The organism is Parabacteroides distasonis, from assembly GCF_004793765.1.
Taxonomy (GTDB): domain Bacteria; phylum Bacteroidota; class Bacteroidia; order Bacteroidales; family Tannerellaceae; genus Parabacteroides; species Parabacteroides distasonis_A.
The window spans coordinates 15543-27903 of sequence record NZ_SRYM01000054.1; the positions used below are offsets into that span (position 1 = coordinate 15543).

A 12361-nucleotide genomic window follows, 5' to 3' on the forward strand; every position below is an offset into this window, starting at 1 on the left:
GCCCCACGCCGGTATAGGCGTGAGACTGTGCCGATACTGCCGTGCCCCCACGCCTATACTGCCGCAGGCTTATGCCTATACCGGCACTTAAACATATGCCTTTACCTTCTCCCGATCCGTTTGCACCATCTCGAATTCGGAGGAGACGATACTGCTTCCCATCGGGACATTCTCATTGCGATATTCCATTTTACTATATACGATACTTCGGGCGGACGTATGAAACTCTTTCGCTCCTGTCTCCTCCTCTATTTTCCCGATATTATTCTCACGTACGCCACATCCCGGCATGATGATGATCCGTCCATCCGCACGTTTCACCAGCTCGGCGATCAAAGGGATTCCTTTCACGGCATCCGATTGCTGGCCGGAGGTCAAGATACGGTCGCATCCCAACTCGATTAGCTGCTCCAACGCCGTGAATGGGTCCCGGCAAACATCGAAAGCACGATGACAAGTTACCGACAAAGGTTTCGCCGCCTCGATCAAGCGCCGCATCAAGGGTACATCGATATCCCCGTCTTTCGTAAGACAGCCGAAAACGACGCCATGCACTTTCAGTTCCTTGCACAACTCTATATCCAATAACATGGATCGCACCTCGGCTTCCGTATACAGGAAATCACTGCCTCTCGGCCGGATAATCACATTGATATCGATCTTGGAAGTCAAAGCCTTCGCCATCTTGATCTCTCCATAACTAGGTGTAGTCCCCCCTTCGGGTATCCCGGCGCAAAGCTCTACACGGGTAGCGCCTCCCGCCTCCGCCTCCACACAACTTTGAGCGGAGTTCGCACATATCTCAATAATTCGTTTCATGTTTATTTAGTTTGTTAAATTCTCGTTCATGTCGTTCATGGTCTTTGCTATATCAGCAGGTATATTGTTTTCAATCACAAAGATATCTCAAAATTGGAGAAATCACCTATATTCCTCTTTTTTCTTTATCAACACCCCAATAACACTTTGCTTACGGATCATTTCTTATTTACAAAAAAAAGTAAGACCTTTGCTTATTAAAACATAAGCCTGTACACATTATATATTATACCAATCAAGGATCGTACTTATGATGAATCAAGAAAAGCTAAAGGGGCATCTCCTTATTTTAGCGGCCAACATCCTGTTCGCCATTAATATGCCCGTATCCAAATATCTACTCCCCGAGCATGTGCAACCCGAGGCGTTAACCAGTATGCGGATGAGCTTCGCTTGCGTGATGTTCTGGATCACCTCTATGTTCGTTCCCTATGAGAAGGTGCCGCTGAAGGACTTGGGGCTTCTATGCCTTTGCGCCCTTTGTGGAGTAGGCTTGAACCAAGGGCTGTTTATTTGGGGATTGAATACCACGTCGCCCGTAGACGCTTCCATCATAGCGACCGCTGTCCCCATCTTCGTCATGATCTTGGCGGCCCTGATCCTAAAGGAACCTATCACACGGATGAAAACGTTCGGGGTACTGCTTGGCATATGCGGGGCGATCTCCTTAATACTACAATCCACGCAAGGTTCCAATCAAGCGAGCAGTCTGGGGGGAAACCTGTTGATTACGGTTAGCGGATTCATGTACTCGATTTATTTGGTAGTATCCAAACCTCTAACACTCAAGCACTCATCCGTCACGATGATGAAATGGATGTTCCTGTTCTCCACACTGATTACCCTGCCTTTCGCTATCGAATCCATCTGGAATACCCCGGCTTTCCACAAAGAGGTCTTCGACGGCCAAGAGTTGGGAGCCATCTTCTTCGTGTTATTCGGGGCCACGTTCGTACCCTATTTATTAATACCGCTGGCCTTAAAGCGAATCCGCCCGACTACCGTCAGCATGTACAATTATATCCAACCGATCGTAGCTTCCTTTATCGCCGTATGCATCGGTCAGGATAGTTTTAGCGTAACGAAACTAGTATCGGCCGCACTTGTTTTCTCCGGCGTCTATTTAGTGACCCAAAGCAAGAGCCGGGCGGACCTTGAACAACAAAATAGTCAATCTTTTGACAAAAACGCTTGCAATATGAAAAATAATGCGTAATATTGCCCCCATAATATAAAAGAATAAGTAGCATACAAAATCAATGATGAGTGTAGAGTCCTCATATTATACATGGGCATTGATGACCCCTTGGGGGGTTAGAATCTATCAATAAGCATTTGCGTAGACCATGTCACGCTATGTCGCAATCTCGTATTGTATCCTTTTTTATTTCTCCTTTTACATAAATAAGTTTAATCAATCGGTTATTGTCGGTTGCTAATCATGAAAAAGCCTTTTCTTGATTGTCAATCCTCGATGAACCATTAAAAATACATATCGATGAAAGTATTAAAATTCGGCGGAACATCCGTAGGTTCCGTGAATAGTATCTTAAGTGTAAAGAAAATAGTAGAGGCTATCGAAGAGCCCGTAATCGTGGTTGTCTCCGCCTTAGGAGGGATCACCGACAAATTACTGGTCACTTCTACCATGGCTTCTAAAGGCGACCTTGCCTACGAGAAAGAATTATCGGAGATCATCGCCCGCCATTTGGACGTGATCGAGGGAGTGATCGAAGACAAGGAGGTACGCATGGATGTCCAGAAGAAAGTGATGGCTTTACTGGATGAATTGAGCAATATTTTCAAAGGTGTTTATTTGATTAACGATTTATCTGCCAAGACATCCGATACGATCGTAAGTTATGGTGAGCGCCTATCTTCTTTGATAGTCTCGAACGTGATCAAGGATGCTAAGTTGTTCGACTCACGCAAATATATCAAGACTGTCAAGCAATTCAACAAGCATATCGTGGATTTCGACTTGACCAACAAGCTCATAAAAGAGACCTTCTCGCCACTGCCCAAGGTTTCTTTGGTGCCCGGGTTCATCTCTTCCAGCACGGAAACCGGAGAGGTTACGAACCTCGGACGAGGGGGCTCAGATTATACCGCCTCCATCTTGGCGACCGCCTTAGACGCCTCAGTCCTAGAGATCTGGACGGACGTAGATGGTTTCATGACCGCCGACCCCCGTGTGATCAGCTCCGCCTACGTAATCGACCGGCTTACTTTCACGGAGGCGATGGAGTTGTGTAACTTCGGGGCGAAAGTAATCTATCCACCGACAATCTATCCGGTTTATCATAAGAATATCCCGATCCGTATCTTGAATACCTTCAACCCGACCGCTCCAGGAACCTATATCTCGAAAGAGCGGGTGAAAGAGGAAGGCAAAGCCATCATCAAAGGTATTTCCTCCATCAACGATACCTGCTTGATCACGGTGCAAGGACTGGGCATGGTGGGCGTGATCGGCGTGAACTACCGGATCTTTAAGACGCTCGCCAAGAATGGCATCAGCGTATTTATGGTATCGCAGGCCAGCTCCGAGAACAACACGACTTTCGCCGTACGTAACGCCGACGCTGATTTGGCCGTACAAGTATTGAACGACGAGTTCGCCTTGGAACGTGCGCAGGGTGATATGAACGATACCGTAGCGGAGAAGGATCTGGCTACCGTCGCTATCGTAGGCGAGAACATGAAACGTACCCCGGGTATCGCCGGTAAGCTGTTCGGTACGCTGGGACGTGCGGGTATCAGCGTGATCGCTTGTGCCCAAGGGGCTTCCGAGACGAATATCTCTTTCGTTATCAAGCATAAATATCTTCGCAAGGCGTTGAACTCCATTCATGACTCTTTTTTCCTATCCGAATATAAGGTATTGAACCTTTTCATCGCCGGTGTAGGAACCGTGGGCGGCAATTTATTGGAACAGATACGCATCCAGCAACCGAAACTGATGCGGCAAAACGGTTTGAAGCTGAATGTCGTAGGTATCTCAAACTCCAAGAAAGCCCTTTTATGCCGGGAAGGGATCAACCTCGACAATTATCTGGAGGAGCTGAAGGAGAACGGGGAAGAGAGTTACCCGGAACATCTATGCGAGGAGATTGTAAAGATGAATATCTTCAATTCCGTATTCGTGGATTGCACGGCAAGCCCGGACGTGGCAGCTCTTTACGAGACGTTGATGAACAATAATGTATCCGTCGTGGCGGCAAACAAAGAAGCGGCTTCCTCCTCCTACGATAATTACACCAAGCTCAAAGAGACCGCTCGCCACCGGGACATCAAGTTCTTGTTCGAGACGAACGTAGGTGCCGGCCTCCCGATCATCAACACAATGAACGATTTGATCAATAGTGGCGACCATATATTGAAACTGGAGGCCGTACTTTCCGGTACGCTGAATTATATCTTTAATACGATCAGCACCGATATCCCTTTCAGCGAGGCGATCCATATGGCAAAGGAAGCCGGATACGCCGAGCCGGACCCACGTATCGACCTTAGCGGCAAAGACGTAATCCGCAAGTTGGTTATCTTAGCCCGTGAGGCCGGTTATTCCGTAGAGCAAGCCGACGTAAAACGGAACCTGTTCATCCCGGAAAAGTACTTCGAGGGTTCTATTGAGGACTTCTGGAAGAATATCAAGGATACAGATGCCGGCTTCGAGGAGAAACGCCAACTACTGGAAGCGGAAGGCAAACGTTTCCGTTTTGTGGCGAAGATGGAGAACGGCGCTTGCGAGGTAGGCCTACAAGCCGTAGACAGCCACCATCCGTTCTATGAACTGGAGGGCAGCAACAATATCATCATGATCTCCACCGAGAGATATCATGAATATCCAATGATCATCAAGGGATATGGTGCCGGAGCCGACGTGACAGCCGCAGGCGTATTCGCCGACATCATATCCATCGCAAATATTCGATAGGTATGAAGCACATTCTCATTTTAGGCGATGGAATGGCAGACGAGCCGATAGAGGCTCTGGGAGGCAAGACCCCGATGCAATACGCCAAGACGCCTTATATGGATAAATTGGCAAAACTGGGAGTAACCGGACAGATGAAGACCGTAGCGGATGGTTTCCATCCTGGTAGCGAGGTCGCAAACATGGCGGTATTAGGCTATGATCTGCCCACCGTATACGAGGGACGGGGTGTATTGGAAGCCGCCAGCATAGGCGTCGCCCTACAGCCCGGCGAGATGGCAATGCGTTGTAACTTAATCTGCGTAAAGGGCGACATCTTGAAGAATCACTCTTCCGGCCATATCTCCACGGAGGAAGCGGACGAGTTGATCCAATGTCTGAACGAACGATTAGGTTCCGACCGTGTCAAGTTCTATACAGGCGTCTCCTACCGTCACCTCTTGGTCATCAAAGGAGGCGATAAGCGTCTGGATTGCACGCCGCCACACGACGTCCCCCTCCATCCTTTCCGGCCTTTAATGATAAAACCGGAAGTTCCGGAAGCACGAGAGACCGCCGATTTATTAAACGAATTAATCCTCAAGTCCCAAGAGATCTTAAAGGATCACCCAGTAAACCTCAAACGTATGACAGCGGGGAAAGATCCGGCGAACAGTATCTGGCCTTGGTCTCCGGGCTACCGTCCGGCCATGCAGACGATGCGGGAGATGTACGGCTTCGGGAAAGGTTCCGTGATCTCCGCCGTCGATCTCATCCGGGGAATCGGCGTTTACGCCGGCCTCGAGGTACTTCACGTAGAAGGAGCTACCGGATTATACGACACGAACTACGAGGGAAAAGCGCACGCCGCCCTTGAGGCCCTCAAGACAAACGACTTCGTCTACCTACACATCGAGGCAAGCGACGAGGCCGGGCATGAAGGAGACATAAACCTAAAGATCAATACAATAGAGAATCTGGACAACCGTGCCGTACGTATCATCTACGAGGAAACGCAAAAATGGGACGAGCCGGTAGCGATCGCTATCCTTCCGGACCACCCTACTCCTTGCTCCATACGTACGCATACGAATACCCCGGTTCCATTCCTGATTTACAAGCCGGGCGAGCAACCCGACTCCGTTACCACATTTGATGAATTCTCCGTATCAAACGGCAAATATGGCATACTGGAAAAAGATCAATTTATAAAAGAATTTCTAAACGATTAGAGCATGAAATATCACAGCACAAACAAACAAGCCCCTGTAGCCAGCCTAGAAGAGGCCGTCGTAAAAGGCCTGGCCAGCGATAAGGGATTATATATGCCGGAGTATATCGACTCCTTGGACGAGGAGGTGATAGCCAACATGAAGAATCAGTCCTTCCACGAGATCGCCTGCACAGTAGCACGGATGTTCTTTGGGGAAGACATCGAGCCGGAGGTATTGGACGGTATCGTAAAAGATACGCTCTCCTTCGAGACCCCGGTGGTGCCCGTAAAGGATAATATCTATAGTTTGGAGTTAGTTCATGGGCCAACGTTGGCCTTTAAGGACATAGGAGGCCGCTTCATGGCTCGTCTGCTCGGTTATTTCATAAAGAAAGAGGGATTGAAGCAAGTAAACGTATTGGTAGCCACTTCCGGCGATACGGGAAGTGCCGTCGCCAACGGATTTCTAGGCGTTCCAGGCATTCACGTATATGTGCTTTATCCCAAGGGAAAGGTCAGTCCAATCCAAGAATGCCAGTTCACGACATTAGGACAAAACATCACGGCATTGGAGATAGACGGCACGTTCGACGATTGCCAAGCGCTGGTTAAATCCGCTTTTATGGACGAGGAATTAAACCATCATATGAAACTGACCTCGGCGAACTCCATCAACGTAGCCCGTTTCTTGCCCCAATCATTCTATTACTTCAACGCTTACGCTCAGCTGGACAAACTGGGAAAAGCGGACGAGCTGGTCGTTTGCGTACCAAGCGGTAATTTCGGAAACATCACCGCTGGATTGTTCGCCTATTGGATGGGGCTCCCTATCAAGCGTTTCGTAGCGGCAAACAACCGTAACGACGTATTCTTGGAATACCTGAATACAGGAACTTATACACCCCGCCCATCAGTCGCCACCCTAGCGAATGCCATGGATGTAGGCGATCCGAGTAATTTCGCCCGTATCATCGACCTATTCGGCGCATTCAATGATCCCCATAAAGAAATATGCGCACTGATCTCCGGACATCGCTATACGGACGAGGAAATCGCCTCTACGATGCGAGCTGTCTATAAAGAGACGGGATATATCCTCGACCCGCACGGAGCCTGTGGCTACCAAGGATTATTAGACAGTGATCTAAGCGAGACCGAGACGGGTCTATTCCTCGAGACCGCCCATCCCGCCAAATTCAAAGGAACGGTCGATAAGATATTGGAGGCAGATATCGAGATCCCGGCGAAACTGAAAGCCTTCATGGAAGGAACCAAGCAAAGTATTAAGCTGGCAAAAGATTTCGAGGGATTCAAATCTTTCTTGATAAGCCGATAAAACACGTATATAGGCATCGCCCCACACGTATATCGATATAAACTTACACGTATACTGACGTAGGCCAATACCTATATACGTGTGGGGCGATGCCTATATACGCTCAATCCACCGCCCACTCTTTCATCTCATACATATCCTTATATTCCTCCCAATCCGGATCCACCTCGGTATAAATAGAGATGGGTAATAATTCAAAAGGAGCCAAGGCCTCATTCAAGCGTTCGCCGAATACACGCACGGTACGTGTGTAAAACACCCAGATCTTCTCTCCTCCTCCGGTATAGACACCCGTCAGGATAGCCAGCTTGTCTTTCTTTTCCATCGCCTTACGAAGCACTTCCTCCACGGCCTCCATTTTCTCGCCAAGGTCATCGCTAGGAAGACCTCTCCCATCTCCCTCGTATTTCCAAGTGATCTCGACACGTTCCTTGAACTTACCGGATTCGATGAACTCATTCAACTCATCCCGCCCATAAACGGTAATCATTTGCCTTGACTCGTTTTCCGAGAGAGCCGTAAACCAAACATCGCTTAATCTCATATTTCTATTTATTATAAGTATTCCTTACTGACTTTATCGGGTAAAAATACAACAAAAAGGCTGCATCCCGTGAAGATACAGCCTTTTTCTATTTTCCGACAGAGATTTATTATCTCTTTCCCAATCTGTGATCCATGATACCTACATGGCACTCACCATAATTCTTCAATTGGTCTACGATTTCTTTCGCTGTTGATTCTTCCTCAACTTGCTCGCGTACAAACCAGAACAAGAAATCACGGGAAGCATGATCTTTATCAGCCTCGGCGATATCAACCAATTTGTCGATCAATTCTGATACATAGCACTCATGTTTGTAAACATGCTCGAATACCTCCAACGGATTTCCCCAGCTTGTCGGGACCACGTTGATCTGACCGATCGTAATATCTCCGCCACGATCTAAAGCGTAATCGATCAATTTATGAGCGTGTTCCAATTCCTCATCAGCTTGTTTCTTCATCCAATGAGCGAAACCGTTCAACCCTGCTTTCTGGAAATACACGGACATTGACAAATACAAATTCGAAGACCACATCTCCGCATTCACTTGGGCATTGATTGCCTCTGATAAATTTCTACTTAAGATCATAATTTTATCGTGTTTAAAAAGTCAAAGCATTATGTATTCAAAAATAACGATGCAAATATAACTAAAAGTCGCATTCTTTATCTCTTTTCACCCTTTAGATGTTGGCAGCTTTTGAAGAATTTTCTAACTTACGTCCATATTTGACAAACACCATGCAATATACCAACAAATACCGATCTCCCTTGGGAGAAATAACCTTGGCCAGCGATGGCGATCATCTGACCGGGCTATGGTTTGACGGGCAGAAATATTTTGCCGCAACCCTACCAGCAGAGCACCAAGAGAAAGAACTAGAGATATTTGGGCTAACCAGAAAGTGGCTAGATAACTATTTCCAGGGTAAGATTCCCGGCTTCACCCCTCCTATCCATCTGGAGGATACTCCTTTCCGGCTTGCCGTATGGGATCTATTGAGTAAAATCCCGTATGGGGAAGTCGTGACCTACAAGGACCTCGCTAGGGAAATCGCCCGGCAAAAAAGTGTCCCGAGCATGTCCACGCAAGCGATCGGAGGAGCGGTAGGCCATAACCCGATCAGTATCATCATCCCCTGCCACCGTGTCGTAGGCAGCGATGGCAGCTTAACCGGATACGCCGGAGGTATCGACAAAAAGAGGAGCCTGCTCGCAATCGAATGGGCTCATTCTTCCTCTTTTTCCACAATTGAATAGTTAACTTTGTTTTGTCAAAAATACATACATAACAATAGTATGGAAGATTTAAATTGATATATGAGCAATATATCGTAGCCGAACAAATGTTTTTCCAATCATATGTACGTTATTTGGATTTATTCAGATTCATACCGGAAGAGCGTTATCCTCAACTCTTAAAAAGATGTCCGATAATCCTACAGTCACCCACGTTCAAGCCGTATTTAATGCGTAATCGCCCGCTTACCGGTGACCACCCTCATCAAAAGTACCCAAGCCCATCGGCCCCTGGCAGATAAGGGTAAGAGCGGGTGATACTGTATGTCAGAAATGGCACGTATGAGTAAAGGCCGTGCTATCTACGTAGCAACTCACGAAGAGTACACCAAAAGAAGACTTAACCATTGTAAGCTACGCAATGTTTTCATTCGCCAATCCTGTTTATGCCTCAAAGCGTATATAAAAGAATAACATTAAGCTTTACATATCCAGCACTTAAATTATAAAATTTAAAAGAAACCCCGATTTAAACAGACAAATTATTTGGTGTAACCCGATTTTATCTTTTTATTTGCAGTAACGAAATAAACACTACTTTATGAAAAAGATTTTACTCGTTTGTGCGGCTCTAGCCTGCATGGCGACTTCTCCTGTGCCAGCGCAGGATGCAGCCGTAAAGAAAATTATCGAGATGGGTCAGAATGACAACCAAGTGATGCATCAGCTGGATATCCTGACAAACCGTTTTGGTGGACGATTGATTGGTTCCGACGCTTATGAAAACGCTGCCGAGTGGATGGTGCGTGAATTTAAGAGTTGGGGACTTAATGTCCAATTAGAAGAGGCCGGTACCGTCCCTGTCGGTTTCAATCGAGGACCTTGGTTCGGACGCTTGTTAAGTGACAACGGAATGATCCTGCATTTCGCTACCCCTTCCTACACCTCTGGAACGAAAGGTGTGCAACGTGGACATGCGGTGATGGAGCCCCGTAACGACGAGGAGTTCCAGCAAATCAAAGGAAGATTGAATGGAGCTTGGGTTCTTATCTCAGGGAAAAACGCAGGTTGGCCTATCGATCGTTCTGCCTCGGGAGATTCCATTCGTGCGGAGATCAAGAAAGAGAACAACGAGATCACGAAGAAAAACAATGATCTCAGACGCCGAAACTGGGAAAACGGGGAGAAAAACGAAATGTTACCTTATAAAGAATTCCCCGGCCTATACTATAAGGAGATGTGCGAGGCTGGAGCTTTAGGTTTTATCCAATCCTCTGCCGTACCTATTCGTGCGCTATACGACCGGAAAATGATGAACGATCCGAATACGAACTTCGATAATCTGCCGGAACTTCCGGATATCAAGTTGGACGAGCATCAATTCGCAATCATCGAACAGATGGTGAAAGAGAGACGTACATTCGAACTAGAGTTCGATATTCGTAATCATTTTAAATTAGGCCCGGTTAAATACCATAATGTCGTAGCGTCTATTAAAGGTAGCAAATACCCAGACGAATATGTAATTATCAGCGGTCACCTAGATGCTTTTGACGTGGCCACCGGAGGTATCGACTGTGGTACGGGAATCGGCCCGATGATGGAAGCCGCCCGCATGATCGCTAAATCCGGAGCCAAGCCTAAACGCACGATCTTATTTATCGGATTCGCCGGTGAGGAATTTGGCTTATTAGGAGCACAAGCTTGGGTGAAAGCGCATAAGGATAAATTACCCAAAATCGCTAATTTGTTCAATCGTGACGGAGGCCCGGAACCTCCTGTCGGTATCTCCGTCCCTCAAGCCATGTATGATGATTTCATGAAGATCAGCGAACCCATCAAGAAAATCCGTCCGGACTATCCTTTCGAGGTAAAAGTTCGTGAACCCCGTAAACGCCCGACACGCATGGGTGGAACAGACGCATCAGTTTTCGCCGTCGAAGGTGTCCCTACATTAGGTTTCACCACTGAGGATTTCAAAGGGTATGATTTTGATTACGGTGAGATCTGGCATACGGAACGGGATTTATACACAAAGAACATCCCCGAATACCAAGAACATACGGCTACTGTTACCGCCATCATAGCTCTCGGTGTAGCGAATCTGGATAAGCAATTATCAAGAGAAGGTTTATATACCGAAGAGTAAGTCAGCACGATCGCTATTATAAGGAGTTTATAATGCCTATTGTAAGCTCCTTATGATGGGCATCATAAAAGACTTACAATGCCCATTATAAGAAATAGAAAAAGGATATGCCCTAAAGACATATCCTTTTCTCATTCTAGGGTGAAAGATGGGGCTCGAACCCACGACCCTCGGAACCACAATCCGATGCTCTAACCAACTGAGCTACTCTCACCATATCCGCCTTTCAAAGGATTCCCCCTTTAAGACGGCGCAAAGATAGGTATAAATTCTGATTACACAAACCTTTTGCAAACTTTTTTTTGCCAAGGTATGCAGACTAGGTAGAAGAGGAGAAGGGGTCAGTTGGTGGGGAGCTTCCTCTGTTCTCGATCTAACCAGTTGATATAATAACTCGTCGTGAAGACTAGCTCACCGTATCCAAACTTTTCCTTATCCCAGATATTGAGTTTGTATCTCGTAAAATCAAACAGTTTCACTGCTTGTGCCCAATCATACAGCATGGGTTCAAGTTGCGGATAGCGATCGAATAATCCGCTGGGTATTCTTAAGAAACATCCGATGAATTTTTGTTCGATATCGAATTGATATTTAACATAAATGTTTCTCCTACTGTCTAATCTATCAGTAGACAAGCTGTCTAAGAATGCTCCGAGATAAGGCTTGATGAACTCGTTGCGTAATATGGCTACAAAACCCTGCTGTGTCAAGTTCTCATCAAACCGAATGGAATACATGTTATTCATGCCCGCTTCCCATCTTGCGGGCGGATTGTCGTATTTGAGAGTCAAATAATCGGTAGAGTCACCGTCACCAAAAGAGCGATTGATAATAAAATGCTCCGTCTCAATCCGTAGGTGCGGATTTTCCCATTGACTCCACGTTGTACAAGGGAGGATAAACGATAGAAGGATAAAGAAGATTGTCGTTCTCATATTTTTTTTATGGATTATTACTGTTTCAAAGGAGGTCGTGCTCTTCCTAGTATATCTAATATCATTTTGGGAGTGAAACTGGAAATATGCATCCCGTTATATCCTTTCCATTTATCTGCTATAGAATTATAAGTGGCAAGATTAGTCCTTGACTATGCCTAAATTTACTTCACAGATTTTACTGTTATTTTCTAAGGTACTTCA

The 12361-nt window shown here is 46.5% G+C and carries 10 protein-coding genes and 1 tRNA gene; 6 read left to right on the forward strand and 5 right to left on the reverse strand.

Features of this window, described 5'->3' with window-relative positions; all coding sequences use genetic code 11:
- Window positions 1-87 precede the first annotated feature (87 nt).
- Window positions 88-819: a copper homeostasis protein CutC gene (locus E5342_RS15480; protein ID WP_135959727.1), complete on the reverse strand. Its 732-nt coding sequence runs from the start codon at window positions 817-819 to the stop codon at window positions 88-90.
- A gap of 250 nt (window positions 820-1069) precedes the next feature.
- On the opposite strand from E5342_RS15480, the gene E5342_RS15485 reads away from it, so the two are divergent.
- The 4 genes from E5342_RS15485 to thrC all read left to right on the forward strand — a co-directional run bounded on the left by E5342_RS15485 (window position 1070) and on the right by thrC (window position 7287).
- A complete protein-coding gene (locus tag E5342_RS15485) occupies window positions 1070-2035 on the forward strand; it encodes a DMT family transporter (RefSeq protein WP_135959728.1) in 966 nt (321 codons plus the stop codon).
- 282 nt (window positions 2036-2317) lie between these two features.
- A complete protein-coding gene (gene thrA / locus E5342_RS15490; protein ID WP_121736149.1) occupies window positions 2318-4759 on the forward strand; it encodes a bifunctional aspartate kinase/homoserine dehydrogenase I in 2442 nt (813 codons plus the stop codon).
- A gap of 2 nt (window positions 4760-4761) precedes the next feature.
- A complete protein-coding gene (locus E5342_RS15495) occupies window positions 4762-5970 on the forward strand; it encodes a cofactor-independent phosphoglycerate mutase (protein WP_121736148.1) in 1209 nt (402 codons plus the stop codon).
- Window positions 5971-5973: 3 nt separating this feature from the next.
- Window positions 5974-7287, forward strand: coding sequence for a threonine synthase (gene thrC, locus E5342_RS15500; RefSeq protein WP_135959729.1), 1314 nt, complete (start codon window positions 5974-5976; stop codon window positions 7285-7287).
- Window positions 7288-7390: 103 nt separating this feature from the next.
- Here the strand turns inward: thrC and E5342_RS15505 are convergent, their stop codons facing one another.
- On the reverse strand, window positions 7391-7831 hold the full coding sequence (locus E5342_RS15505) for a DUF695 domain-containing protein (protein WP_121736146.1): 441 nt from the start codon (window positions 7829-7831) through the stop codon (window positions 7391-7393).
- A gap of 109 nt (window positions 7832-7940) precedes the next feature.
- The gene (locus E5342_RS15510; protein ID WP_121736145.1) at window positions 7941-8423 is read right to left on the reverse strand and encodes a ferritin; all 483 of its coding nucleotides are present in this window, start codon (window positions 8421-8423) and stop codon (window positions 7941-7943) included.
- Window positions 8424-8575: 152 nt separating this feature from the next.
- Here E5342_RS15510 and E5342_RS15515 point away from each other — a divergent pair, with 152 nt between their 5' ends.
- Window positions 8576-9094 (forward strand): methylated-DNA--[protein]-cysteine S-methyltransferase, encoded by a 519-nt coding sequence (locus E5342_RS15515; RefSeq protein WP_121736144.1) that lies wholly within the window; start codon window positions 8576-8578, stop codon window positions 9092-9094.
- A gap of 580 nt (window positions 9095-9674) precedes the next feature.
- On the forward strand, window positions 9675-11222 hold the full coding sequence (locus tag E5342_RS15525) for a M28 family metallopeptidase (protein ID WP_121736143.1): 1548 nt from the start codon (window positions 9675-9677) through the stop codon (window positions 11220-11222).
- Between the two features lie 140 nt (window positions 11223-11362).
- On the opposite strand, the gene E5342_RS15530 is transcribed toward E5342_RS15525, so the two are convergent.
- Both E5342_RS15530 and E5342_RS15535 read right to left on the reverse strand, forming a co-directional pair.
- A tRNA-His gene (locus tag E5342_RS15530) sits at window positions 11363-11436 on the reverse strand.
- Between the two features lie 127 nt (window positions 11437-11563).
- Complete coding sequence (locus E5342_RS15535; RefSeq protein ID WP_135959730.1) at window positions 11564-12157, reverse strand: hypothetical protein; 594 nt, start codon at window positions 12155-12157, stop codon at window positions 11564-11566.
- Window positions 12158-12361 lie beyond the last annotated feature (204 nt).